This window comes from Kineococcus sp. AC630 (assembly GCF_979255925.1).
Genome location: NZ_CEEDMJ010000007.1, coordinates 59,545 through 85,560, shown reverse-complemented (window position 1 = coordinate 85,560; position 26,016 = coordinate 59,545). Strand labels below are relative to the sequence as shown.

18 protein-coding genes are annotated in these 26,016 nt (G+C 69.5%); 9 read left to right on the top strand and 9 right to left on the bottom strand.

The window, feature by feature from the left end:
* Positions 1–227: 227 nt before the first annotated feature.
* The 4 genes from AC0I8G_RS09325 to AC0I8G_RS09310 are packed head-to-tail and all read left to right on the top strand — an operon-like array spanning position 228 to position 3,981.
* Complete coding sequence (locus AC0I8G_RS09325; protein WP_380259978.1) at positions 228–1,331, top strand: ABC transporter substrate-binding protein; 1,104 nt, start codon at positions 228–230, stop codon at positions 1,329–1,331.
* 60 nt (positions 1,332–1,391) lie between these two features.
* Entirely contained in the window at positions 1,392–2,255 is an 864-nt protein-coding gene (locus AC0I8G_RS09320; protein WP_328292196.1) for an ABC transporter ATP-binding protein, read from the top strand.
* Positions 2,255–3,115, top strand: a complete 861-nt coding sequence (locus AC0I8G_RS09315) for an ABC transporter permease (RefSeq protein WP_471729662.1) — start codon at positions 2,255–2,257, stop codon at positions 3,113–3,115. The genes AC0I8G_RS09320 and AC0I8G_RS09315 overlap by 1 nt, the downstream gene beginning before the upstream one ends.
* On the top strand, positions 3,115–3,981 hold the full coding sequence (locus AC0I8G_RS09310) for an ABC transporter permease (protein WP_471729661.1): 867 nt from the start codon (positions 3,115–3,117) through the stop codon (positions 3,979–3,981). The genes AC0I8G_RS09315 and AC0I8G_RS09310 overlap by 1 nt, the downstream gene beginning before the upstream one ends.
* Here the strand turns inward: AC0I8G_RS09310 and AC0I8G_RS09305 are convergent.
* Both AC0I8G_RS09305 and glgX read right to left on the bottom strand, forming a co-directional pair.
* Entirely contained in the window at positions 3,923–4,645 is a 723-nt protein-coding gene (locus AC0I8G_RS09305; protein ID WP_471729660.1) for an alpha/beta fold hydrolase, read from the bottom strand. The genes AC0I8G_RS09310 and AC0I8G_RS09305 overlap by 59 nt on opposite strands.
* A complete protein-coding gene (gene glgX, locus AC0I8G_RS09300) occupies positions 4,642–6,822 on the bottom strand; it encodes a glycogen debranching protein GlgX (RefSeq protein WP_471729659.1) in 2,181 nt (726 codons plus the stop codon). The genes AC0I8G_RS09305 and glgX overlap by 4 nt, the downstream gene beginning before the upstream one ends.
* A gap of 33 nt (positions 6,823–6,855) precedes the next feature.
* Between glgX and AC0I8G_RS09295 the strand changes: the two genes are divergently transcribed.
* Entirely contained in the window at positions 6,856–8,100 is a 1,245-nt protein-coding gene (locus tag AC0I8G_RS09295) for a cysteine desulfurase family protein (RefSeq protein ID WP_471729658.1), read from the top strand.
* Positions 8,100–9,182 carry a tRNA 2-thiouridine(34) synthase MnmA gene (mnmA, locus tag AC0I8G_RS09290; RefSeq protein WP_471729657.1) on the top strand — a complete coding sequence of 361 codons (1,083 nt, stop codon included), beginning with the start codon at positions 8,100–8,102 and terminating at the stop codon, positions 9,180–9,182. Before AC0I8G_RS09295 ends, mnmA begins: the two co-directional genes overlap by 1 nt.
* Positions 9,183–9,259: 77 nt before the next feature.
* Here the strand turns inward: mnmA and AC0I8G_RS09285 are convergent, their stop codons facing one another.
* Positions 9,260–10,525, bottom strand: a complete 1,266-nt coding sequence (locus tag AC0I8G_RS09285; RefSeq protein ID WP_471729656.1) for an ROK family protein — start codon at positions 10,523–10,525, stop codon at positions 9,260–9,262.
* 359 nt (positions 10,526–10,884) lie between these two features.
* Here AC0I8G_RS09285 and AC0I8G_RS09280 point away from each other — a divergent pair, with 359 nt between their 5' ends.
* A complete protein-coding gene (locus AC0I8G_RS09280) occupies positions 10,885–12,492 on the top strand; it encodes a GH39 family glycosyl hydrolase (RefSeq protein ID WP_471729655.1) in 1,608 nt (535 codons plus the stop codon).
* 596 nt (positions 12,493–13,088) lie between these two features.
* On the opposite strand, the gene AC0I8G_RS09275 is transcribed toward AC0I8G_RS09280, so the two are convergent.
* From AC0I8G_RS09275 to AC0I8G_RS09250, 6 genes are all read right to left on the bottom strand, one after another.
* The gene (locus tag AC0I8G_RS09275) at positions 13,089–14,672 is read right to left on the bottom strand and encodes a Na+/H+ antiporter (protein WP_471729654.1); all 1,584 of its coding nucleotides are present in this window, start codon (positions 14,670–14,672) and stop codon (positions 13,089–13,091) included.
* A 644-nt stretch (positions 14,673–15,316) separates the two neighbouring features.
* Positions 15,317–16,300: a LacI family DNA-binding transcriptional regulator gene (locus AC0I8G_RS09270; protein WP_471729653.1), complete on the bottom strand. Its 984-nt coding sequence runs from the start codon at positions 16,298–16,300 to the stop codon at positions 15,317–15,319.
* A 92-nt stretch (positions 16,301–16,392) separates the two neighbouring features.
* Entirely contained in the window at positions 16,393–17,412 is a 1,020-nt protein-coding gene (locus AC0I8G_RS09265) for a LacI family DNA-binding transcriptional regulator (protein ID WP_471729652.1), read from the bottom strand.
* A 76-nt stretch (positions 17,413–17,488) separates the two neighbouring features.
* The gene (locus AC0I8G_RS09260; RefSeq protein ID WP_471729651.1) at positions 17,489–18,634 is read right to left on the bottom strand and encodes an ABC transporter substrate-binding protein; all 1,146 of its coding nucleotides are present in this window, start codon (positions 18,632–18,634) and stop codon (positions 17,489–17,491) included.
* Between the two features lie 150 nt (positions 18,635–18,784).
* Positions 18,785–19,606 carry a carbohydrate ABC transporter permease gene (locus AC0I8G_RS09255; RefSeq protein WP_471729650.1) on the bottom strand — a complete coding sequence of 274 codons (822 nt, stop codon included), beginning with the start codon at positions 19,604–19,606 and terminating at the stop codon, positions 18,785–18,787.
* Complete coding sequence (locus AC0I8G_RS09250; protein WP_471729649.1) at positions 19,603–20,538, bottom strand: carbohydrate ABC transporter permease; 936 nt, start codon at positions 20,536–20,538, stop codon at positions 19,603–19,605. The genes AC0I8G_RS09255 and AC0I8G_RS09250 overlap by 4 nt, the downstream gene beginning before the upstream one ends.
* 191 nt (positions 20,539–20,729) lie before the next feature.
* On the opposite strand from AC0I8G_RS09250, the gene AC0I8G_RS09245 reads away from it, so the two are divergent.
* Both AC0I8G_RS09245 and AC0I8G_RS09240 read left to right on the top strand, forming a co-directional pair.
* A complete protein-coding gene (locus AC0I8G_RS09245; RefSeq protein WP_471729648.1) occupies positions 20,730–23,321 on the top strand; it encodes a beta-galactosidase in 2,592 nt (863 codons plus the stop codon).
* Positions 23,285–25,900 carry a family 78 glycoside hydrolase catalytic domain gene (locus AC0I8G_RS09240; RefSeq protein WP_471729647.1) on the top strand — a complete coding sequence of 872 codons (2,616 nt, stop codon included), beginning with the start codon at positions 23,285–23,287 and terminating at the stop codon, positions 25,898–25,900. The genes AC0I8G_RS09245 and AC0I8G_RS09240 overlap by 37 nt, the downstream gene beginning before the upstream one ends.
* Positions 25,901–26,016: the final 116 nt, after the last annotated feature.

The following is a 26,016-nucleotide window of genomic DNA, read 5'->3' as shown; positions in this document are numbered from 1 at the left end:
GTGCCGGATCGGTGACCACTCGTCCCCCGGTCGGCCCACCCCGGAGTTCTCGTAACACGGTTGTCACACGATGAGCCACCACGTAACCCCCCGTTCACGCGGCCGTGACAGCCCCGCAGCGCGCGGGTGCTTCAGTACCGGATCAGAGCCGAACGTCAGCCGGCCTCGTCTGTCCGCGCCGATCCGTCCCGGACTCGCAGGACACCCAAGCACCCGTGGAGCAGCTCATGAACGAATCCCGTCCGCGTCTCGTCGGCGACCGTCGCACCTTCCTCCGCGGCACCGGCCTCGGCGCCCTCGCCGTCGCCGGGATCACCGGCCTCGCCGCCTGCGGCAACGACGACGCCGGCTCGACCACCGGTTCGAGCAGCGGCGGTTCCTCCGACGGTTTCGGCGAGATCTCGGTCCAGCTGTCCTGGATCAAGAACATCGAGTTCGCGGGCGAGTACATGGCCGACAGCAAGGGCTACTACACCGCGGCGGGCTTCTCCAAGGTCAACCTGCTCGCCGGTGGCAGCTCGGGGACCGCGGCCGAGGCGATGGTCCTCTCCAAGAAGGCCCTCGTCGGTCTGTCGTCGCCGACGCTGACCGGCCCGGCCATCGCGAACGAGGACGCGCCGCTGAAGATCATCGGTGCGACCTTCCAGAAGAACCCGTTCTGCCTGGTGTCGGTGAAGGAGAAGACCCCGGTCGCGACCATCGCCGACCTCGCCGGCAAGAAGGTCGGGATCCAGACCGGCGGCAACGAGACGATCTTCGACGGCTTCTGCAAGGCCAACGACATCGACAAGTCCACCTTCACCATCGTCCCCGTGCAGTACGACCCCTCCGTCGTGGAGACCGGCGAGGTCGACGCGTTCATGGCCTACCTGACCAACGAGCCGATCCTGCTGGCCGGCCGCAAGCTCACCCCGGTCACGCTGGGCTTCGCCGACAACGGCCTCCCCGTCGTCTCCGAGACCTTCACCGTCCTGCAGGCCACGATCGACAAGGACCGCGACCTGCTCAAGGCCTTCCTCAAGGCCGAGATCCAGGGCTGGAACGACGCGGTCGCCGACGCCGCCGCCAGCGCGGCTCTCGCGGTGAACACCTACGGCAAGGACCAGGACCTCGACCTGGCCGAGCAGACCCAGGAGGCGACCGCGCAGGCGGCGCTCATCGTGTCCGAGGACACCAAGGCCAAGGGGCTCTTCACGATGACCCAGGCGCTCATCGACGAGAACATCCAGGCGCTCGAGGTCATGGGCACCAAGATCACGGCGGAGGACCTCTTCGACCTCTCCCTGCTGGAAGAGGTCTACCAGGAGAACCCGGACCTCATCACCGGCTGAGCCACCGGCTGAGTCACCCCTGCGCGGTACCCCGTCGCCGTCCTCGAGAAAGGCCAGACCGTGTCGTACGACACCCCGTCCCTGTCCGTCACCACCGGCGCCGCGGGAACGCTCTCGGCCACGACCGATCCGAAGGGCCACCCCGAGGCGGCGACGGGTTTCAACCTCCAGGGCCTGACCAAGCGCTTCGACCTGGGCCGCAAGAGCGTCCTGGCGCTGGAGCAGACGAACCTGGGGACGCGCAAGAACGCGTTCCTCTCGCTGCTCGGGCCCTCCGGCTGCGGGAAGTCGACCATCCTGCGCATCCTCGCGGGGCTCGAGACCCCCTCGGGCGGGGAGGCGCTGGTCAACGGCATGACGACGCGGGAGCTGCAGCGCGCCCACGAGCTGGGCGTCGCGTTCCAGGACTCCGCGTTGCTGCCCTGGCGCACGGTCGCCCAGAACATCCGGTTGCCCCTCGAGGTCGCCGGGGTCAGCCCGTCGAAGGGCCTCGTCGACGACCTCATCGGCCTCGTCGGGCTGAAGGGGTTCGAGAAGGCCAAGCCGGCCCAGCTCTCCGGCGGCATGCGCCAGCGCGTCTCCATCGCCCGCTGCCTCGTCGTGCAGCCCACGGTGATGCTGCTCGACGAGCCCTTCGGGGCGCTGGACGACATGACCCGCCAGCGCCTCAACGTCGAACTCCTGCGCATCTGGACCGAGAAGCCCGCGACGACCCTCATGGTGACGCACGGGATCTCCGAGGCGATCTTCCTCTCCGACGTCGTCGCCGTCATGAGCCCGCGCCCGGGCCGGGTCGTGGAGGTCGTCGAGATCGACCTGCCGCGCCCGCGCACGCCGGAGATGATGCGCACCCCGGAGTTCCACGCCTACCACGACCGGCTCTCCGAGATCCTCTTCGGCGGCGGCAGCGGGGACGAGCACTGATGGCGAGCTCGGTCCAGGAGGAGGCAGCCGTCACCGGTGTCGCCGGCGCCACGGCCCCCCGCAGCAGGCGCGTCGTCGCCGGGAAGGAGATGCCGCCGTGGGTCGGCGGCGTCATCGGCGTCGTCTCGGTCCTGGTGGTCTGGAGCCTGGTCAGCTCGATCTTCTTCGGCAGCAACGGCATCGTCCCCACGCCCTGGGGCGTGCTGCGCCAGTTCGGCGACACCGGGTTCCCGACCTACTGGAACAACCTCTCGGTCACGACGTCCTCGGCGGCCCAGGGCTGGCTGTGGGGCAACCTCGCCGCCGTCGCCATCGCGGTGATCGTGCTGCTCATCCCGCCGCTGGAGGGGGCGGCGAACCAGGTCGCGGTCATCTCCTACTGCATCCCGCTGACGGCGATCGGGCCCATCGTCCTCATCGTCTCCGACCCGGGAGCGCGGACGGCCTCGATCTTCCTCGCCGCGATCAGCGTCATCTTCACCTCCGTCGTCGGCTGCCTGCTCGGGTTGCGCGCCGCCGACCGCACCGCCCTCGACGTGGTGCACGCCTACGGCGGGTCGACGTGGACGGCGCTGGTGAAGGTGCGCCTCATCGCCGCGCTGCCCAACGTCTTCGGTGCCCTCAAGCTCGCCGCCCCGGCCTCCTTCCTCGGCGCGGTGCTCGGTGAGTACCTCGGTGGGGTGGACTCCGGCATCGGCATCATGATCATCGCGGCGCAGACCAACCTCAGGTACGCGCAGATCTGGGGCCTGGCGATCCTCTGCGGCCTCATCGCGGGCCTCGCCTACGTCGTCATCGGCCTCGTCGCGAAGCTCCTCACGCCCTGGTCCTCGACCGGTGAACGGAAGGCGGGTCTCTGATGGCCACCACGACCACGGGTGCACCCGCGGGCACCGAAGTGCACGAGAACCGCAGCAACGCCTCCGTCGCCTCCGCCGTGGGCAGGCGCATCGGGGTCTCCGTGCTCACGCTGGTGATCTCCGCGGTCGTCCTCGTCATCGCCTGGTACGCCCTGCTGCGCATCCTCGCCATCGACGAGTTCGTCGGCAAACGCCCGCTCGACGTCTACCAGTGGCTGTTCGCCGACGACAAGGCCGCCGCCAACCGCAGCGACATGTGGGGCTGGCTGAAGGTCACGCTCACCGACTCGGTCACGGGTTTCGTGGCCGGGGTCGTCGGCGCGATCGTCGTCGCGTCGCTGTTCACCGTCGTCCGCCCGCTCGAGTTCGTCTTCATGCCGCTGGCCATGATGCTGCGCTCGGTCCCGCTCGTCGCGATGGCCCCGATCATCGGGATGACCTTCCACTCCGAACTGCTGCGCGCGGCGACCATCGGCGGCGTCGTCGTGTTCTTCCCCGTCCTGGTCAACGCGGCCATCGGTCTGCGTTCGGCCTCCCCGCAGGCGATCGACGTGATCCGGGTCAACGGCGGGACGAAGTGGACGGCACTGCGCCTGGTCGCCGTCCCGACCGCGCTGCCCAACCTGTTCGCCGCGATCCGGATCTCGGTGCCCGGTGCGGTCATCGGCGCGATGCTCTACGAGTGGCTGTTCAGCGGGACCGGGTTGGGATCGGAGATCTTCCGCGCCAACGCCAACGTCCAGTACAACAAGCTCTGGTCGATCGTCGTCGTCGTGACGTTCACCTCGATCCTGCTCTACACGGTCGTCAGCATCGTGGAGACGCTGGTGCTGGCCAAGTGGGGACCCAACGCCGGACGGCGCTGACCACCGCGTCGGGTTCGGTGAGGTGCGGCCAGTGCCCGGGGGAGAGTTCGCGCAGGTCGACCGAACCCACCCCCGGGTTCAGGGCGTGCAGGGCCGCGGCGTCGACGTCGCGGCTGGAGCGCACGTGGAGCGCGGGAACCCGTAGCGCGGCCAGGAGCGGCCGCGGGTCGAGGGTGAGCACGTCGAACCACAACGAGCGCAGCGCGGCCTCCGGGGTGGCGAGGATCCCGGCCACGACCTCCTCGCGCAGTTCCGGCCGGCGAGGCCCCCACGAGGAGCGCATCGACTCCTCGAGCACGGCGCGCCACGCCGGTCCCCGCACGTCGCCTGCGCGGGCGACCTTGCGTGCCAACGCCTCCGGGGTGACGGGCACGTTGGAGTCCAGCAGCACCAGCCGCTCGACGAGCGAGGGGTGCCGCGCGGCGATCACCAGGCCGACGATCCCGCCGGTGCTGTGACCCACGAGCACGGAACCCGCCGGGACCCGCGTCGCCACCTCCTCGGCCACGGCGTCCAGGGACGCCCGGCCCGCCACCGCAGGCGCACCGTGGTGGCCGGGGAGTTCGAGCGCCCGCACGTCGAACGCCTCGGAGAACGCACCGGTCAGGAACCGGAACTGCGAGGTGTCGCAGCCGAGGCCCGGGAGGAGGACCAGCGGGTTCACGCGGTGGCGAGGACCCGCACCGACCACGGCGCCAGCCGCAACGAGCGACCGGCCGGCGTGGCCCGGTGGCGGCGGTCGGCGGTGCTGGACCAGCGGGGCTGGAAGGTCGGCAACCCCTCGACCCTCGGCAGCACGACGTCACGCTGACGCGGTCCACCGTTCACGACGACGAGGACCGAGGCCTGACCCCGGTCGCGGCCGTCGACCAGGACCTGCAGGATCCGCCGGTCCGCCTCGTGCCAGTTCTCGCCGCTCATGGGCGTGCCGTCCTCGGCGAACCACATCAGGTCGCTGCGCTGGTCGCGGATCGGCGACCCGCGCCGCACCCCGGCCTCGCGCAGCACCGGGTAGCGCCGGCGCAGGGCCAAGAGTTCGCGGACGTCGCCGAGCAGTTCACGCTGCCAGCCCTCGAGCTCCCAGTCGATCCACGACGTCTCGTCGTCCTGGCAGTAGGCGTTGTTGTTGCCGCCCTGGCTGCGCCCGAACTCGTCACCCGCGGTGATCATCGGGACCCCGGTGGAGAGCACCAGCGTCGCGAACACGTTGCGGATGGCGCGTCGGCGCAGCTCCAGGACCGCCGCGTCGCTCGTGTCGCCCTCGACGCCGTGGTTGTAGCTGGTGTCGGAGTCGCTGCCGTCGCGGTTGCCCTCGCCGTTGGCCTCGTTGTGCTTGCGGTCGTAGGCGGTGAGGTCGGCGAGGGTGAACCCGTCGTGGGCGGTCACGAAGTTCACGCTCGTGAGCCGGCCGCGCGCGACGTCGAAGGTGTCGGCGGAACCGGCGAAGCGGGTCGCGAGCTCCGGCAGGCCCCGGCCCCCGGCGACGGGGGCCGGGTGGCCCCAGGAGATCTCGCGGGCGTCGGTGAGCCAGAACCGGCGGATGCCGTCGCGGAACCGGTCGTTCCACTCGTGGACGGGGGCCGGGAACTGGCCGGTGCGCCAGCCGTAGGGCCCGACGTCCCACGGTTCGGCGATGAGCTTCGTGCCGGCCAGCACCGGGTCGGCGCCGAGGGCGACCAGGAACGGGTGGTCGGGGGAGTACCCGTCCCGCCCGCGCGCCAGGGTCGTCATGAGGTCGAACCGGAACCCGTCGACGCCGTACTCGGTCACCCAGTGCCGCAACGAGTCCAGCGCGAACTGCACGACGCGGTGCTCGGCGAAGTCGAGGGAGTTGCCGCACCCGGTCACGTCGAAGGGGCGGCCGCCGGCGTCGCGCAGGTAGTACGTCGAGTCGTCCAGACCGCGCAGCGAGAGGTGCGGGCCGTCCGGCCCCTCCTCGCACGTGTGGTTGTAGACGACGTCGAGGATGACCTCGATCCCGTTCTCGTGCAGGGCCATCACGGCGCGCCGGAACTCCTCGCGCACGGCGCCGGCCCCGGCGTCCCGGGCCGCCGCACTCGCGTACCCGGCGTGCGGGGCGTTGAACCCGAGGGTGTTGTACCCCCAGTAGTTCGACAGCCCGCGCCGACGCAGGGCGATCTCCGAGGTGCTCGCGTGCACCGGCAGCAGTTCCAGGGCCGTGACGCCGAGGGAGTTCAGGTGGGCCAGGACCGCGGGGTGCGCGAGCGCCGCGTAGGTCCCGCGCTCGGCCTCGGGCACCTCCGGGAACCGCTGGGTCAACCCGCGCACGTGCGCCTCGTAGAGGACGGTGTCGGACCACGGGGTGCGCGGTCGTTCGCCCTCGAGCACCCGCAGCGCCTCGGGCATCGGCGCGAGCACCACCCCGCGGGGGACGTGCGGGGCGCTGTCGCGGGGGTCGGCGACCGCGAGGTCCTCGCCCTCGAGGTCCTCACCGACGGTGTGCCCGAAGATCTCGGGGGTGAGGGCGACCTCGCCCTCCACGCCCCGGGCGTAGGGGTCGAGCAGCAGCTTGGCCGGGTTGTGCCGCAGCCCGCGCTCGGGGTCCCAGCGGCCGTGCACGCGCAGGCCGTAGCGGGTGCCGGCGACCAGACCGGGGACGTGACCGTGCCACACGCCGAGCTCGACGTCGGGCAGGGCCGTGCGGGTCTCGCGTCCCGCGTCGTCGAAGAGGCACACCTCGACCCCGTCGGCGTGGGCCGCCAGCACTGCGACGTCGGCCCCGTCACCGGTGAGCGTGACCCCCAGCGGGTGCGCGCGGGTCGGCGCGCCGCGACCGGGCGACGACGCTGCGGTGGGCTCTCGGTGGGTCGGGACAGGCACCGGCGCAGTCTGCCAGTCCTTAGACTGTCGGGTGTGAGCGCGTACCTGGACCACGCCTCGACGACGGCTCTGCGCCCGGAGGCGCTCGAGGCGTTCGTCGGTGAGTCCCGCCTCGGCGCCGGCAACCCGTCCTCGCTGCACTCCGCGGGCCGTCGCGCGCGGGTGGCGGTGGAGGAGAGCCGCGAGGCGCTGGCGAGCGCGCTCGGCGCCCGCCCGGGGGAGGTCGTCTGGACCTCCGGGGGCACCGAGAGCGACAACCTCGCCCTGCAGGGACTGCTGCGCGCCCGTCGCGCCCTCGACCCGGCCCGGCGGCGGGTGCTGCTCAGCGCCACCGAGCACCACGCGGTCCTCGACTGCGTCGAGTGGCTGCAGGCCCACGAAGGGGCCGAGGTGACGTGGCTGCCCGTCGACGCGACGGGGCGCACCGACCTCGACGCCCTGGCCGCCGCCCTCGCCGACGGCGGGGGTGACGACGTGGCCCTCGTCTCGCTGATGTGGGCCAACAACGAGGTCGGCACCGTCCAGCCCGTCGCGCAGGCCGCGGAGCTCGCCCACGCGGCGGGGGTCCCGCTGCACACCGACGCCGTCCAGGCCGTGGGGCACCTCCCGCTCGACTTCGCCGCCTCCGGTGCGGACCTGCTCTCCCTCTCGGCCCACAAGTTCGGTGGTCCCGTCGGCAGCGGGGCGCTGCTGGTCAAGCGCGGCACCACCCTCGTCCCCCTCGTCCACGGCGGCGGGCAGGAGCTCGGTGTCCGGTCGGGGACCCTGGACGCGGCGGGGGCCCGGGCGACCGCGGCCGCGCTCACCGCGGCGACCGCGGGCCTGCCGGCGGAGGTCGCCCGGCTCTCGGTCCTGCGCGACCGGCTGGTCGCCGGCCTGCTGGAGGTCCCCGGCGCCACCCTGCGGGGAGCCGCCGCCCCCGACCGGCTGCCCGGCAACGCCCACGTGACCTTCGACGGCTGCGAGGGGGACTCCCTCACCTACCTCCTCGACGCCGCCGGGGTCGAGTGCTCGACCGGGTCGGCCTGCCAGGCGGGTGTCCCGCAACCCAGCCACGTCCTGCTCGCGATGGGCCTGAGCGCGACCGAGGCGGCCGGCGCCCTGCGGTTCTCGCTGGGCTGGAACTCCACCGGCGCCGACGTCGACGCGGCGCTCGCCGCGATCGGCCCGGCGGTCGAACGGGCCCGGCGGGCGACGGGGTCGCGCACGGCCCGGGCGCGGCGCCGTCCGCGCACGACGAAGGAACTGGCCATGGGATCGACCGGGGGAGTGTCCTGATGCGTGTGCTGGCCGCGATGAGCGGTGGGGTCGACTCGGCGGTCGCCGCCGCCCGGGCCGTCGACGCCGGGCACGAGGTCGTCGGCGTGCACATGGCGCTGAACCGCAACCCCGGGACCCTGCGGACGGGCTCCCGCGGGTGCTGCACGATCGAGGACTCCCTCGACGCGCGCCGCGCCGCGGACCTGCTCGGCATCCCGTTCTACGTCTGGGACCTCTCTGACGACTTCGTCGAGGACGTCGTCGAGGACTTCGTCGCCGAGTACGCGGCGGGCCGGACCCCGAACCCGTGCGTGCGCTGCAACGAGCGGATCAAGTTCGCGGCCCTGCTCGACAAGGGGATCGCCCTGGGCTTCGACGCCGTCGCCACCGGCCACTACGCGCAGATCGTCACCGGGGCCGACGGCCGGGCGCAGCTGCACCGCGCCGCGGACGCGGCGAAGGACCAGTCCTACGTGCTCGCCGTCCTCGACGCCGACCAGGTCGCGCACGCGATGTTCCCCCTCGGCGACGCCCCGACGAAGGCCGAGGTCCGGGCCGAGGCGACGCGGCGCGGGCTGCCCGTGGCGAACAAGCCCGACAGCCACGACATCTGCTTCATCCCCGACGGCGACACCCGGGGTTTCCTCGCCGACCGCCTCGGTGAGGTCCCCGGCGAGGTCGTCGACGAGTACGGGGAGGTGCTCGCGACCCACTCCGGCACCTACGGCTACACCGTCGGCCAGCGCAAGGGTCTCGGGATCTCCAAGCCCGCCGCCGACGGTCGTCCGCGCTACGTGCTGAGCATCGAACCCGTCCGCCGCACCGTCACCGTGGGCCCGGCGGAACGGCTCGCGGTGCAGGCCCTCGAGGCCGTCGACGCGATCTGGAACACCGAGCCACCGCTGGGACCGGTGGAGGTCCACGTCCAGGTCCGTGCCCACGGCGAACCCGTGCCGGCCGTCGCCGAACTCGTCGGCGAGGTCTTGCAGGTGCGGCTGCGGACCCAGCTCACCGGCGTCGCGCCGGGGCAGACGGTCGCCGTCTACCGCGGGACCCAGGTGCTCGGTTCCGCGACGATCTCCGGGACGACCGCGGCCTGAACCATCCGTCCCCACCGGGCGTCCCCGAGCCTCGAAACTTGCTGCTGACCCCACGGCCGCGTCGTGGGCCAGGTGGATCAGCTGCGAGCCAGGTGCGCAGCGCCGAGCAGTTCGGCATCGGCCCCCAGCACTCCGGTCGTGATGCGCAGGGCGGTGGCCATGGTGGGGGGCAGGGCTCGACTCAGCCCCTCGCGCAGTCCCTCGATGACCGGAGCGGCGGCGGGGCCCAGAGTGCCGTCGACGATGATCATCTGGGGATCGAGCATGACGCAGACCGGAGCGAGGTGCTGGCCGACGAGACGGCCGAGGTCGTCGAGGATGCGCCGCACACCGAGGTCACCCTGGGCGGCCAGACCAAGCAGGTCGTAGATGCCGATGTCCTCCCCGAAGGTGGACCGTGCGCTGTCCAGGAGTTGGTCGGCGGTGGCGACCTTGCCGAGGCAGCCCCGAGAGCCGCAACGGCAGAGGACCCCACCGGGGTCCACGTTCAGGTGGGAGAGCTCCCCGGCGAGCCCGTGAGCACCGTAGACGATGCGGCCGTTGACGATGATCCCGGCGCCCATTCCGGTGACGAGCTTGAGGTAGATGACGTGCTGCAGTCCCCGGGCGGCTCCGAAGGCGAGTTCCCCCAGCGCGGCGAGGTTGCACTCGTTGTCCACGCTCGCCGGCACCGCGAAAGCCTCCTCCAGGGCGGGTTTGACGTCGTCGAACAACCAAGCCACCGCGGGGGGTGGGACCGGGACGGCGCTCGCAGCCGTACCCCGGCTGGTGGCGGTGCCCGTTCTGGAGTTCGCGGTGGTGGGAGGTGCGGGAGGACGTGGCGTGAGCAGCGGAAGACCGGCACCTCGCTGGTAGGGGCCCTGCCGGCCCAGGACGACGTGGCTGAGCGGGGTGCTGATCCCTGACCGGGTGCGCGCCGCGCTCAGCCGTTGCACGCACTCGGCGACGACGTCGACGCACTGCAGCCAGTCGAAGGGGTCCTCTCTCGCGCCGCTGATGCTTCCCCCGTCGTGGACGAGGCCCACGCGGATCGTGCGGGGGGTCAGGATGACGGCGCCGGTCAGGTGCGTCTGCGGCTTCAGGCGCAACCTCGTCGCGGGTCGCCCTCGACGTGGCACCTTCCCAGGCCCTGCACCGGGTCCGGCTCCCGGTGGTCCTTCTGGTCGCACCTCCTCCAGCACGCCGCGGCCCAGCAGGCGCGCGGTGGCGGTGTTCACAGTGCTCAGGGGTAGCTGTGCTGAGTGCGCCAGCTCCGCCCGGGTGAGCTCTTCCCCCTCCTCGAGCAGTTCGGCCAGCAGCCGCTCACTGCCTCGGAGACCGACGACGCCGAAGCTGGTGGGCACAGCCACCACCCTAAACACTTCCAACCGTTCTCGTTGGAAGTAGACGAGACCGTGATGGCTGAATCGTTGCTCACGGCGGACGTCGGTCGATACGTTGCGTACGCCTTCCCCAGAAGGTGCTGTGAACGGACACCTCGGGACCCGCACGGGCCTTGCGTCTCGCAGTCGAGACGACCGGTGCCCGCGGTCCTCCCCGCGGGTGTCCGCACAGCCCGTGTCACTCATCCGTGTCACCCCCTGCTCCCACCGTGCTTCGCCGGCAACCGGCGCACCAGCGGCGGAACTGCGCTGAGGCGTGGGGCGGTACACGTTCTCGGGATTGTCCACCGCATCGACAGTCGGCAGTAGAAAGGTCATCGATGAACGAGCACGAGGCCACCAGTCCGCTCAGTCGACGGGGAGTCGTCTCCGCGGGAGTTCTCGGGGCTGCCGCGAGCCTGACCGTCGGGGCATCCTCCGCCTCCGCGGCTCCTCCGGCCGGGGCTGTTGTCGCCGTCGACCTGCGTCAGCGCGGCGCCCACTTCCCCCACGTGTGGGAGAAGGCCATCGCGGGGGACTGGGCCAAACAGGCTCTGCGCCGGGACTACCAGGACCAGTTGTTCACCTGCCACGACGAGCTCGGCATCCAGTCCCTGCGCTTCCACGGCATCTTCAACACCTCCATGAGCACCTACGCCCCCACCTACAACGGCGGCCGGGCCCGCAACCCCGCCTACACCCAGGACGACTACTCCTTCTTCAACGCCGACCAGATCTACGATGCGCTGGTCGGAGCGGGCATGCACCCCTTCGTCGAGCTCAGCAGCATGCCCGAGGCCCTGCAGGCCGGCCCGCCACCGTTTCGGGGGTTGCTCTACGACTTCAACCAGATGGAACCCAAGGACTACGCGGCCTGGGGCCGGCTCGTGGGGGCCTTCGCCAAGCACCTGGTCGAGCGCTACGGCATCGAGGAGGTGCGGACCTGGCCCTTCGAGGTGTGGAACGAGCCCAACCTCTACACCTTCTTCGACGGCGATCAGGCTGCCTACTTCAACCTCTACCGCGCCGCGGCGGAGGCGATCAAGGAGGTCGACGACTCCCTGCAGGTCGGAGGGCCCGCGACGTCCTCGGGACAGTTCACCTTCGGTCCCGTCCGGGCTCCCGGTCCCCAGTACTACCGCGAGTTCATGCAGTGGGCGACCACCAACGAGGTGCCCCTGGACTTCGCCACCGCCCACGCTTACGAGACCGACAAGGGGATCGGTCCCGAAGGCCCGGCCAGCTTCTTCAAGACCAACCGTGCCGACACCCCCGACGGTCTCCCGCTCTACATCACCGAACTCAACGTCTCCTCGTCCAACACCCCGGCCCTGGACAGCTCCGACGCCGCAGCCAGCCTGCTGCGGACCGTCATCGAGAGCGACGGCGTCGTCGACGCACTGGCGGTGTGGACGTTCAGCGACATCTACGAAGAACTCACCCAGGCCGACAACCCCTTCCACGGCGGTTTCGGGCTGCAGACCATCCACGGCATCAAGAAGCCGATCTACCGGCTCATGCAGATCCTGCACGAACTCGGGGACCGGCGCCTTCCCCTCACCCTCACCGGCGCCCCCGCGACAGTAGGAGCGATCGCCGTCGCGGGATCACGACGCGGTGGTGTCGACGTGCTGCTCTACAACCACGCCTTGGCCGGCGCTCAACCTGTCCCCGCCGTTCCGGCAACGGTCACCGTGAGCCTGCAGGGGCTCTCACCGACCACCCGCGCGCAGGTGCGACTCATCGACACCGATCACACCAATCCCTACCGGGCCTGGCTGGAGATGGGTTCCCCGGAACATCCGAACCGCCGTCAGCTTCGCAACCTGGACCGCGCCAGTGAGCTGGAGTCCGGTCCGTTGACCGTGAAGACCGACCGCGGTAGCCGTACGGGGAGCCTTCAACTGACCCTGCCGGCGGAAGGCGTCGCCGCCGTTCACCTTTCCTGAAGGCACGTGGGGCTGCTCGTACGAAGCAGCCCCACCAAGCCTGAACCCCTCACGTGTGCCCGGCCTCGAAAGGGGTGCGCTGCACGGACAGGTGACAGTTGACCTGTCCCACCCTCTGGTTACCTCAAACCCTGTGAAGATCGAGCTTCTCCTGCGGGACGGCCTGGAGCACCCGCAGTGATCAGCCCTCCTCAAGCGCCAGGTCGTCGCGTGAGGCGCAGGCGAGGAGCAGCACCCACGCTCACCGATGACTGCCAGGGGAAGGTGTTCTGCGAGCACCGCGGCCTGGCCGAGCAGACCGGTCTCCTCCCTCGTCTCACCGCCGACGGGCAACCCTGATCCGTCACCGAGGTCCGGGCAGTGATCAGGAATCCCCGGACGGATTTCCCGGGTGCGCGATTCCGGAGGTGGCCACGTTGTCGCGTTCATCAGCTGTAGACAGACACCCACGCCTCATGCCCGGCAGCAACCCGGCGCGTCTGGCCAGCGGCAACGATGAGGACCACCCGGCTTCCTCAGGTAGCCGATCCTCCTCCCCACCCCTCGCCTCACCCCGTGGTGTCGCTGCTCCCGCTCCGTGGAGCATCAGTCGGCGCTCAGTCGAGGAGGACGGTGCGCTGGTCCAGACGACGCAGGACCCGATCGACAGCCTCGGGGTCGACCCCGGGTTCACGGCGAGCCTGCAGGACGGCCTGGCGGGCCGCGGCCAAGGCCTCGGCCTGGATGCCCTGCACCACGACACGGGTGCGCTGCACCGTTTCCAGACGCTCGCGGTCCTCAGCGCTGAGGGTGTCTCCGCGCAGCACCGCCTCCAGGTGGGCGAAGCGTTCGTGCAGCACGGCCGCGGCCTGCTCGGGCAGGTCGGGCAGGTGGCGGTGGTGGAGGATCGTGGCTACCGCGGCCTGGCGGGCGGTCTGCACGACGCGTTCTTCGGCAGCGTGCTCGCCGGCGGCGTCCTCGGCCATTCCCAGGACCCGCACCAGGGTGGGGAGGGTGAAACCGGGCAGCAGCAGCGTCAGGACCAGCACGGTGCAGGCGATGAGCAGGATCTCGGTGCGAGCGGGGAACGCCGCCCCGTCATCGGTGCTCCCCGGCAGGGACAGGGCCAGAGCCAGGGTCGCCAGGCCCCGCATGCCGCACCACGTCAAGACGACGGCTTCGCGGGCGCTGCGGGGGGCGGCGGTGGCGTCGGGGGAGCGGCGCACCGCGAGCACGGCTGCGCCCATCCACACCGCGCGCACGGTGAAGGCGACCAGAGCGATGAGCAGGGCGTGGATGAGCATCGTGGGCAGGCGGTCTCCGGCGTCGGTGACGACCTGGCGCAGGCTCAGCCCGACCAGGCCGAAGGCGACGCCGGTGACGAGCAGCTCGACGACGTCCCAGAAGGAACCCTGCATGAGTCGTTCCTGCGCGGCGTCGGCGCTGGTGGTGGCGCGCAGCTGCAGGGCCAGGACGACCACGGCCACCACCCCGGAGGCGTGGACCTCTTCGGCGAGGAGGTATACGGCGAAGGGCAGCACCAGGGTGAGTGCGCTGCGTCCGAGTTCTGTGGTGATGCGGTCGATGACGGCGCGAGCCAGCCACGCCACGGCGAGGCCGATGAGGACCGCGCCGAGCGCACCGAGGACGAAGCGGAGCAGCAGACCGCCGGCGCTGAGTTCGCTGCCCTGAACGGTGGCCAGCACTGCGGCCTGGAAGACCACCAGGGCGGTGGCGTCGTTGAAGAGGCCTTCGCTCTGCAGGACGGCGAGCAGGCGGCGGGGGATGCGCACCGAGCCTGCGACGGCTTCGACGGCGACGGGGTCCGGCGGGGCGACCATGGCGCCCAGGGCGATGGCCGCGGACAGCCCCAGGCAGGGGACCAGGGCCATCGCGGTGCCGGCGACGACGGCGACGGTGGCGGCGACCAGGGCGACGGCGAGCAGGGCGATGGAACGCCAGCGGGCGCGGAAGAGTGACCAGGAGGTGCGTTGGGCGGTGGCGAACAGCAGAGGGGGCAGGAACAGCGGCAGGATGAGGTGGGGGTCGATCTCGAAGCCGTCGGGAAGGCCGGGGATGACGGCTACCGCGACCCCGAGCAAGACCATCAGCGCGGGCCAGGGCAAGCGGATGCGGTCGCCGATGCCGACCAGGAGGACGGAGGCCAGCATCAGGGCGACGACGAGGATCAACGTTTCCACCCGGTGAGTATCGCGTGGGGCCAGATCACATCGTTCCTCGTCAGGAGATCGGTCAGGTGGTGACCCTCATCACCTCCATCGAGGAGCAGACGAACCTGCTGGCCTTGAACGCCACCATCGGGGTGCCCTGGTGAGGAACGGGAGCACCTGGTGCGGCGCCTGACTACTTGCCCTTGGGTGGGGGGCTTGGAGCTGATGATCTGCGGACGAGCACGCAACTTGTGTGCGAGTTCGGGCCAGGTCTCGTAGGAGGCGTCGCGGCTGGATGACATCACGTCCGGCTCTGAGAGCCTGCTCCGAAGGTTCTCGGGATCGGAATCCTGAGGGGGCCCGGCGCCGTGTTCGACGTCTCGGCCGGAGAATGCTGGAGTGTTGCTCCAGGTCGGGTGCGCGCTCTTCCGCGTGCCCTGTGCCATCGCTGCTGGTTGCGGGAGCGGTGGCGCAAAGATGCGCTACTTCCTGTCGTGCAGGAGGTCAGGGGTTTGGTGACTACCACCCCGCCGGGCTTGTTCCCGGCGAACCTGGCGCGGGCGGCAGTCGGTGCCTCCGGCTCGCTGATCACACGGTCCCTCACCCTCGGCTAGTGAAGTCGAATCCGTCACGGACGGCCGCGACCTGTTCCGAGGGTCTGCAGGACAGATGCCTCAGGATGTGGCGTCGCTCGACCGGCCCCTCACCAGAGACGCCGGGAGGGTCACCGTTGCCGGCGTTCCGCCGCTGATCTGGTTCTTCAGCAGATGCACCATCTCGCGGCACATGCGCTCGAAGGACACCTCCATCGTGGTGAGACTCATCCCGTTGGTCTCGGGGATGTCACTACCGTCGAACCCGGCCACCGCGACGTCTTCGGGGACGCGGCGACCGAGCTGCTGCAGGGCCTCGAGGGCACCACGGGCCATGACGTCGTTGCCCGCGAAGATGGCGTCGATCGCCGGCTCCTCAGCGAGGAGCTTCTCGGTGGCCAGCTGCCCACCTACCCGGGTCCAGTCGCTGAAGGCGATGCGAGAAGGGATGAGGTGGTCACCGATCGCCGCGCTGTATCCCTCGAGTCGCTGATCTACTCGATGGCGGTTCTCGGGGCCCGCGATGTAGGCGATTCGACGTCGGCCGCTCTCGTGCAGATGCTGGACCATCGCGCGCGCGCCGGAGAAGTCGTCGGTGCTGACGCTGCCGATACCCCGCAGTCCCTGCGGTGGTATCCCCGAGCTGACGACCGGGATGCCGGCCGTCTCGAGCGGGCGAAGCGACGTGGCGTCGTGGTACCAGGAGGCAAGCAGTACGCCGTCGACGTTTCCCGACAGGATGAGGTTCACTGCTCGTTCTTGTTCGATGGTGGTCTCTGCGAGGAGCAGGATCATGGACAGGCCGGCATCCCCGAGTGCGGTCGACACGCCGTGGACGATCTTGGAGAAGTTGGGATCCCCGAAGAGGCGCTCGACGTTCTCGCCGAGGAGGAAGGCGACGACGTTGCTGCGCTGAGTCCGCAGGCTGCGGGCGTGGTGGTTCATCCGGTAGCCGGTCTGGCTGATGGCCTGCGTGACCGCCCGGGTGGCGTCATCACTCACCCAGCGACCACCGTTCAGCACCCTGGAGACCGTCGCCACCGAGACACCGGCAGCGGTGGCCACATCACTGATCGTGGGTCTGCGGGTCGCTGAGCCGTCGGGCATGCCTCAGGGTACTGGTGGGCCATCACGTCACCACCATCCTGCTGCTGTGGCTACTCCTGCGTGGAGCCACGCACGATGAGCTCCGTCGGCAGGGTGACCGTCGCCGGTGGCGAACCGTTGATCTGTTCCATGAGCAACCGGGTCATCTCCTGCGTGATGCGTTCGAAAGGCTGGCGGACCGTGGTGATCATCGGCTGCGTGCTGGAGGCGGCTGCGCTGTCGTCGAACCCGGCGATGGCGAGGTCTGATGGCACGCAACGGCCGAGAGCACGAGCCACCGAGAGTGCCGCCACCGCCATGAGGTCGCTGGCCGCGAAGATCGCGTCGACGTCGGGACGGCGCCCCAGGAGCTCGGCGGCGGCCCGTTCCCCGCTCGCAGCGCTGTAGTCGCCGTGGACGATGAGGTCCTCCTCGATGCGGTCACCCATGGCGAGCCGGAACCCGTCCAGGCGGGCGTCGCCCCCGTTCATGTCACCCGGTCCGGTGATGTAGGCGATGTGACGATGCCCGGCCTCGAGGAGGAGCCTGCCCATCTGCATCGCCCCGCCGAAGTCGTCGGACTGCACGCAGCTGATGCCGCTGAGCCCTCGCGGGGGCGGTCCGGCACTGACCATGGGCAAGCCGTGGAGGAGTAGTTCCTGCAGGATCGCGTACTCGCGGTACCAGGACACGACGACGGCGCCGTCGACCATGCCGGAGGTGAGGACCCGCAGCGCCCGTTCGCGTTCGGCGGGAGTCTGCCCGACCAGCAGGACGAGGGACATGTCGTACTCGGTCAAGGCGGCGGAGACCCCGCGGAGCAGGGTTGCGAAGTTGGGGTCGGAGAAGAGGCGGTCGACGTTCTCGCCCAAGAGGAAGCCGACCGCCCCCGAGCGTCGGGTCTTCAGGGTGCGGGCATGGGTGTTGACGCGGTAGCCGATGGTCTGCACCGCCAGCTGGACGGACCGGGTCGTGCTGTCGCTGACCCACCGTTCACCGTTGAGCACACGCGAGACGCTCGCGCGGGAGACGCCTGCCGAGCGGGCGACGTCGTCGATGGTGGGTCGGCGGCGCGGTGGATCACTGATCACGGAAGGGCCCGCTCCTGGAGAGGTCGAGTGAGTCGTGAGTCTGCCCAGGCACTCCGGTACCTGGGCAGACGGGAGGTCACGGCTGCGTGAACGCGGTGTCCATCGACGTGAGCACACCGGGGATGTCGTTCTGTCCGCTGAAGAGGGCTTGCACACCGTCGAACATGGCGGGCTGGATGCTGGTGTTCGGCCACAGCTGGTCCGGCCAGCTCGCCGTCTTGTTCTCGCTGACGAAGGACTGCACGACCTGGGAGACCTGAGTGCCCTGGTCGATGTCGCCGGGCAGGGCTGCGGTGTCGCCGTAGGCGTTGGCGTAGGCGATCTGCGTCTGCGCAGACGCCAGGAAGTCGATGAACTTCTGAGCCAGTTCCTGCTTCTTGGTCGCAGCGTTGATGCCGAAGGAGGGTCCGGTCGTGGCTGAGAGCACCGTGGCGGCGGGATCGTCGCTCGCGGGGAAGGCGGCGAACGTCATCTTCGTGTCGCTGCTGCCCAGGGCTGCGATGCTCTTGGTCTCCGCGGCCACGGACACCGTGGCCAGGGTGGCACCGTCGACGACGGCTTGTTGGACCGTGGAGTAGGGCGTGCCGGAGGGTGAGGGGTTGAAGCAGCCGGCGGTGTCCATGTCCTGGTACTTCTGGAAGGCCTCTCGCCAGCCGGAGTCGGAGAAGGTGGCCTTCCCTGCCGCCTGCTGCTGCTCGAAGTCTGGTTGCGGACCGTAGACGAGGCTGGCCGTGAGGGCGTAGGGGATGAGCTGTGTGGTCCAGGCGTCACTCAACCCCAGGCCGTAGGCGACCTTGCCCGCTGCCTTCGCGGATGCGCAGAAGGCCAGCACTTCACTCCACGTGGTGGGTGGGGTCAGTTTCAAGGCGTCGAGCTGGGTCTGGTTGTAGATGCCGCCGATGGAGGAGAACGTCATCGGAACCGCGAGCAGCTTGCCGTCTCGACTGAGCAGGTCTACCGCGCTCTCGGGCAGGGCGTCCGTCCAGCCGGCGCCCGTCAGATCGGCGAGGGAGCCGTGGGAGCCGAGGACGTCGACGCTGACGTTGTTCCCGGCGCCGGGGAAGACCTGGATGATGTCGGGGGCGGTGCCGCCGGTGAGCTGGGTGGCGGTGACCTGTTGGTAGTTCTGCGGGCTGTCCTTGACGGTGACGGTCACGCCCGGGTTCGCCTTCTCGAAGTCGGCGATCACCGCCTTCATGGCGTCGCCGCCGTTGGTGCCCACGGTCAAGGTGTTGGCGGATTCAGCGCCTCCAGTGCCTTCGGTGGCGGTAGAGCAGCCAGCGAGGAGGGTGGCGGCCACGGTGAGCGCTACCGCGCACCGTCGGGGGAGTGTCGTCGTCGACATGGTGCTCCTAAGGGAGGGAGGGGGAGGTCAGCCTTTGAGGCCCGAGGCGAAGCCGCGGATGATGAAGCGCTGCATGACGAAGTAGGCGATGAGGATCGGGAGGACGGAGATGATCAGGGCGGAGAAGACCAGTGACCACTGTGCGCCGTAGAGCCCGACGAAGGAGTACACCGACAGCGGAGCGGTCGAGGAGTTTCCTCCGCTGAGGTAGAGCAGGGGGGTGAAGAAGTCGTTCCAGATGGAGAGGGCGCAGAGGATGACGACGGTTCCCGTGATGGGTCGCAGCAGCGGGAACACGACCGTCAGGAACGTCCGTTCCGGGCCGGCGCCGTCGAGTTCGGCGGCTTCTTCGTAGTCGATGGGTAGATCTCGCAGGAAGGAGCTGTAGAGGAAGATGGCGAAGGGGAGGAAGCCGGCGACGTTGATGAGGATCACCGGTAGGGGTGAGCCGACCAAGCCCAGTTTGGAGAACGACAGGTACAGCGGCACCATGGCCAGCTGCCCGGGGAACAGGAAGCCGGCGAGGAAGAGGTAGAACACTCCTCGTGACCACCGCGCTGTCCGCCGGGTGATGGTGTAGGACGCGGTGGCAGCGAGGACCACGATGAGCAGTACGGACACCGCAGTGATCACGAAGCTGTTCACCAGGCTCGGCCCCATGAGCGATTCCCGCCAGGCCGTGCTCAGGTTGGCGAACTGCAGGGGCCAGGTGAAGCCGAGGAACCCGGTGGAGGTGCTCGGGTCACGTAGGGCGACGGAGAGCAGGACCACGAAGGGGATGAAGAAGGCCACGCCGACGAGGACGAGGATGATCTCGAGGATGAGGGTTCGCCACGTGTAGCGGTTCACGTCAGGGCCTTCCGCTGGGTCAGGCGGAACTGCGCGAACGCCACGATGCCGACGATGAGGGTCATGAGGACGCCTTGGGCCAGTGCCGTCGGGTACTGCAGCAGGGTGAACGACGTCTTGTACACGATGGTGGCCATGGTCTCGGTAGCACCCGCAGGGCCCCCCTCGGTCATGGAGTAGACGGTGTCGAACTGCTTGAGGGAGGAGATGAGGGTGAGCAGGACGTTCACCACGATCGCCCCGTTGATGAGCGGCAAGACGATGCGGGTCGTGCGCCGTACCGGTCCGGCGCCGTCCAGGGCCGCGGCCTCCAGGAGTTCCTCGGGAACGCCTTGAAGGCCGGCGAGGTAGATGACCATGGAGTAGCCCGCTCCCTGCCAGATGATGGCCGCGCAGATGGCGTAGAGCGCGATGTCGGGATCCCCCAGCCAGTTCTGCTGCAGTGATCCCAGACCCACGGTCTGCAGGGTTGTGTTCAGGGTCCCGGTGGGGGAGAGGAGGTACTTCCAGAGGAAGCCGGCGACGATGGGGGTCAGGACCACCGGGAGGAAGAACACCAGTCGAAGGACGTAGCGGCTCTTCACGTTGGTGTGCAGACCCAGCGCCAGGAGCAGGCCCACGAGGTTCTGTCCCACGGTCACGATCACCGTCAAGACGACGGTGTTCAGGATGGCCCGGGTGGAGTTGGGGTCGTGCAGGACGCGACGGAAGTTGTCCAGTCCGACCAGGTTCTTCGCCCCGGCGAAGCCGTCCCAGTCGGTGATCGAGTAGCTCAGGCCTTGAAGGTTGGGCCACAAGACGATGAGGGCGTAGAGCAGCAGGGCCGGCGCGATGAACCAGATCGGGGCGCGGTGTTGACGTGGCCGGCGACGGGGCGTGGAAGAGCGGGCGCTGGTGGCGGCACCGGGGTCCACGAGTACGGGGCCATTCACGAGATCGACTTAGAACGCACGTGTCATCTCCTTTGAGGACTACTTGCCTGTAATCGATACCAGGTTGGCTGAGTCAGGACCTTAGCTGCCTCCGCGCACATCTGCCAAGACGTTCTGGGGCTCATCGTCAGATCTAGCGCACCATGCCTGTAATCGATTACAGTCCGGGGACGCTTCAAGGGAGATGTGGCATGAACCGACCCACCACCATGCGCGCCGGGCGAGACCCGTGGACCGACGACCTCGCCCCACCCGAGGCGCTCACCAGCACTGACGAAGCACGCCTGCACTTGACCTCGAGATACGTGGTGCGGGGGGATCGACCGGTCATCCCCGTCACCGGCGAGCTGCACTACTCCCGGGTAGCACGCAGCGAGTGGGACCAGCGCCTGCGGCTCATGCGCGCCGGCGGCGTGACCGCGGTCGCCACCTACGTCATCTGGATCCACCATGAACCCCGACGAGGCCAGACGTCGTTCGTCGGTGGACTGGACCTGGGAGCCTTCATCGACACCGCAGAAGCGGCAGGACTGGACGTCGTCCTACGCATCGGACCGTGGTGTCACGGCGAAGTCCGCAACGGCGGCTTCCCGGACTGGGTCCAGGCGCTTCCAGTCGATCACCGGAGCAATGACCGTGACTACCTCGACGTGGTGGGGGCCTGGTTCCAGACGATCGGGCGCCACCTCAGCCATCGGGTCCGTCCCGATGGCCCCATCGTGGCGATCCAGGTCGAGAACGAGCTCTACGACCAGCCCGATCACATCGTCACCCTCATCGACCTGGCCGAGGCGGCGGGCATCGTCGCTCCCATCTGGACCGCGACGGCTTGGGGTAGTGCTCAGCTACCGCCCGTGGTGCTGCCGCTGTACGGCGGCTATGGCGACGGCTTCTGGGTCGATGCTGATGCCCGCTGGGACCCCACGTTCCGCGAGCACTACTTCTTCAGCCACGCCTGGGACGACCCGGGCATCGGCGCCGACCTGCGACAAGAGACCAGTGTCAGCACCGGTGCGGGTGCTGATTGCGATGCCGGAGTCGATGGTGAGAACCCAGCCGGTGGCGATGCCGGAGCCGGTGGTGACGAGGAGGGGGCCGACTCCGCCCACCGGATCGTCGCGTCGAACTCACCCGATGTAGATGGTGCAAACGATGCTCATGCTGTCCGCGGGCCAGCGGCCACCTGCGAACTCGGCGGCGGCATGGCCACGGCCTACCACCGCCGACCCGTCCTCGCCCCAACCGACGTCGCGGCGATCGCCCACACCAAACTCGGCAACGGCTCCGTCTGGCAGGGCTACTACATGTTCGCCGGTGGCAGCAACGTGTGGCAGGGAATCTGCCTTCAGGAGTCTCGAGCCACCGGCTACCCCAACGACCTCCCGCAGCTGGACTACGACTTCCACGCCCCCCTCGAAGCGTGCGGCAGCCGGACGCGCACCTTCGACCTGTTGCGCGAGCAGCACTCCTTCCTCGCCGCCGCCGGACCCCGACTGGCCCCGATGAGCACGACCTTGCCTGATCGACTCCCCACCGACGCCGCAGACACCGACACGCTGCGCTGGTCATGGCGCAGCGACGGGCGATCAGGCTTCGTCTTCATCAGTCAGCACCAACCCTACGAACCGCTGCAAGACGTGGGAGCCGTTCGGTTCCAGGTCTGCCTCGACACCGAAACGGTGGAGTTCCCCCACCACCCCATCGACATTCCTGCCGGTACCCTCGCGCGCTGGCCGGTGGCCTGGTCAACCGCGGGGGCGCCGATACTGCGCTGGGCCACCGCCTCCCTGCTCAGCGTGCTCCCAGGACCCCAGCGACCTGTGCTCGTGCTGCGCGCGGAGGCAGGCATCGTCCCCACCGTCTGCTTCGAGGAGACGGTCACCGTCACCCGCGCCGGGATCGCCCTCGAGGCTCAGCAGGGAACGTGGGACCTCTGCGTCGATGACTGGAACCTCTACACCGTGGAGGGGGTGGAGACCTCGCACGCCTTGGACGTCCTCGTGCTCTCCCCCCAGCGGGCCGAGCAGACCTGGATCCTGGACTCCCCAGACGGGAGCCGACTCACGCTGAGCACCCGTGAGGACGTGTACTTCGACGCGAGCGGCGAGCTCACCGCCCGCACAGTGGATGAGGACCCCGCGCTGGAAGTCTGGGACCCCCTCTCGCTCACCTTCCGAGTCGCACCGGGCTCAGTCCCTCAACCTCGCCACACACCGTGCCCAGTCACGCTGCTACGCACGGCGCAGCCGGGTGCACCCGGCTACGGCGGGCTTCCTGCTCGACCGGGCGCCCCCACCGTGGACGTCATCAGGCGAGACGGAGCCCAGTGGCGCATCGAGATGCCTGCCTGGAGTGGGGGAGGCCGTGACGATGCCCGAGGCGCTAGCGATGCCCGGAGTGTCGGCGACGCTGAGAGCGATCACGGAGATGGGATCCTCGAGATCCAGTGGGTTGGTGACGTCGCGATCCTGGAGGTCAACGGCACCCTGGTCGCCGACCGCTTCTGGGACGGGACCCCGTGGCGCATCGATCTCCGCACCCTGACCCTGGGCTCACCCAGCGAGGGCCCACTGACCGAAGGCGCACCGACCGAGGGCGCGTTGCGCCTGAGCGACGTGACCTTGACGATCCTGCCCCTGCACCCGGCCAACCCCATCGGACTTCCTCGTGAGGCCGCGCGCGTCCGAGCTGCGACGCACGCCGACCTCCTGGAGCTCCGGTCCATCACCTATCGGGAGCGCCTGACGTGGCATCCGCTCACCCCTCCGCACCTCTCGCACTGACTCCGACGCGACTACGCGCCCGCGGACTCGAGGATCCACTGGGAGTCGCCGACCCCGCACCAGAGCTCAGCTGGTCACCTCCCCCCGATCCAGACGTCGAGGGCTATGTCCTGCAAGCTCACCCCCTCGCCGCTGCCGGCACCGGCACCGGCGACGTTGGTGGTGGCGGTAGCGGTAACGCCCACGACGATGAGCGGCCCGCGGGAAGCCACGTCGACGCACCCGGAGAGGGGCCCGTGTTGCATCTGCCTCCCTCCACCGTGCGCAGCAGCTGGCCCTGGCCGGCACTGAGTGCTCGCCAACGGCTCCAATGGCGCGTCGGTGCGCTGCAGGGCGGGCAAGTGACCTGGAGCCTGCCCGCCACAGTGGAAGCGCCACCCTGGCACCTCAGCCGCGAAGCCACCTTCATCACCCACCCCGCCTGGGTCGACGTCGGTGAGCACCTGCCTCCAGCCGTCCCGCAATTCCGCACGGTGCTCCGGCTGGGGGCGCCGGTGCTCGCGGCCCGGCTCTCGGTGGCCACCACCGGGGTGGTCACCGGGACGATCGACGGGCGGTGTCTCACGGATGAGCTGCTCGCCCCTGGGTACGCCGACCTCGCCCACCAGACACCAGCCCTGGTGTGGAACGTCAGCGACAGCCTCCACACCGGAGTCAACGAGATCACGTTGGACGTCGGGACCGGTATCGGTTTCGTCCCCCGGGTGGAGGGCCGCTACACCAAGTTCGCCAACACAGGGTTCCCTCCGGCCCTGCTGGCGGAGTTGATCGTGGAGTGCGCGGACGGTGAGCGGCACGTGGTGCGTAGCGGGACCGATTGGTCCACCCGGCTCGGACCGACGGCGATGAGCCACTGGTACGGCGGCGAAGACCGGCGCATCGACACCGGCCCCTGGGTCGAGGCCGTGGCCACTACCCGTCCTCGAGCCCTGCGGTGGCGGGCCGCGCCGCCCATCCGCGTCGTCGAGACCCTCACCCCGGTGTCCGTGGACCGACGCCCCGACGGATCTCGCGTCCTCGACTTCGGCCTGAACACCGCCGGGCGACCGGTGCTCGACCTCAGCCGGGTGCGGCCGGGAACGAAGCTCGAGCTGCACCCGGCGGAGCTGCTGGACGAGCACGGCAACATCGACCAGACATCAACCGGGGCACCCATCTTCGATTCCACCGTCGTGGGCGGGGAGAGGAGTTTCACGCCTCGCTTCACCTACCACGGTGGCCGCTACCTGCGGGTGAGCGGCCTGCCTGCACAAGCCCCTGACGATGTGACCTGCTGGGAGGTCATGCGCACCGTCAACGAGCGCGTCGGTGACTTCCGCAGCTCCGACTGGTTCCTCCAGCGCCTGCACACGATGGTCGACCGCGCCGTGCAGTCGAACATGTTCAGCGTCTTCACCGACTGCCCGCACCGCGAGAAGCTGGGCTGGATCGAACAGCTGTACCTGTGCTTCGACACCCTGGCCATGAACTGGGACGTCGAAGCGCACCTGGGTGACGCGATCCGTCACCTCAGCCAAGCTCAAGATCACCAGGGGATGGTGCCGAGCACCGTTCCCGAGCTCGTGGTCTTCAACACCTTCCCCTGGAAAGGCGACCTGGACGCTTTCCGTGACGACCCGAACTGGTCGCGCACGCTCGTGGAGCTGCCCTGGCAGCTGCACCGCCACTACGGGGCCACCGCCGCGTTGCGCACCACGTTTCCCGCCGTCCGCAGCCACCTGGACTACCTCCGCAGTCGAAGCTCGAACGGTCTTCTCGATCACGGCCTCGGCGACTGGATCGAGATCGACAGGACCACCCCGAGAGCCCTGGTCGCTACGCACGGGTGGGCGATGGCGTTGCGAACCGCCGCTCGAAGTGCGCAAGCACTGGGCGACCTCACCTCCGCTGCCGCGCTGCGCGCCGAATCGGGGGAAGTGTGGAGTGCTCTGCGCAAGCACTTCCTCCCCCCACAAGGGGATTGGGGTTCGGGCAGCCAGGCCAGCTGGGCCCTGGGACTGTCCGACCCAGCGCTCACCGCGGATGATCGACAGCGTGCAGTGAAGGGTCTGCTGGAGTCCATCTCAGCGGCGGGCGGGGCCCTCACCGTCGGAGAGATCTCCGTGCCGTGGTTCATTCAGGCACTGATGGACGCCGGCGAAGCCGATCTGCTCAACACCGTGGTCCGGCGCAGCGACGCCGCCGGCTACGGCTACCAGGTAGCCTCGGGGGCGACCGCGCTGACTGAGTCCTGGGAGGGCCCCGACGGAGCACACGGAGTGGTGTCCCAGAACCACTTCATGCTCGGGGCCATCGACGGCTGGCTCATCCAGGACGTGGCCGGCTTGCGCCAACGCGCAGGCTCCACCGGGTGGGCGGCTGCCCGTATCGCACCCACCCCCCTGACCGGCGTCGAGTCCGCTTCAGCCTCGTTCCGATCACCCCGCGGTCGCCTGGAGGTCTCCTGGCAACGGGACCAGTCCGAAGGCGGCGTCATCGTCGTCAGCTCGCCCCGGACCATCGACGTCGACGTCGTCTCGCCACCGGGTTGGCGCGTCGAACACCACCGCTTCCCTCAACGCACCACAAATCCCACCTGAGCGGGACCTGGAGACCCGAGTTCGTCGTGGGGATCTGTCTGGCCTTGCCCGGCTCATCAGACACGGTGACCCTTTAGTACAGGCTGGCTCGAACTTCACCCAAAACATCGATGCTC

What these genes read in the sequence shown, in the direction of transcription:
- AC0I8G_RS09325 (WP_380259978.1), top strand. Translation starts at nt 228, where the DNA reads ATGAACGAATCCCGTCCGCGTCTCGTCGGCGACCGTCGCACCTTCCTC.
- AC0I8G_RS09315 (WP_471729662.1), top strand. Translation starts at nt 2,255, where the DNA reads ATGGCGAGCTCGGTCCAGGAGGAGGCAGCCGTCACCGGTGTCGCCGGC.
- AC0I8G_RS09310 (WP_471729661.1), top strand. Translation starts at nt 3,115, where the DNA reads ATGGCCACCACGACCACGGGTGCACCCGCGGGCACCGAAGTGCACGAG.
- mnmA (WP_471729657.1), top strand. Translation starts at nt 8,100, where the DNA reads ATGCGTGTGCTGGCCGCGATGAGCGGTGGGGTCGACTCGGCGGTCGCC.
- AC0I8G_RS09280 (WP_471729655.1), top strand. Translation starts at nt 10,885, where the DNA reads ATGAACGAGCACGAGGCCACCAGTCCGCTCAGTCGACGGGGAGTCGTC.
- AC0I8G_RS09245 (WP_471729648.1), top strand. Translation starts at nt 20,730, where the DNA reads ATGAACCGACCCACCACCATGCGCGCCGGGCGAGACCCGTGGACCGAC.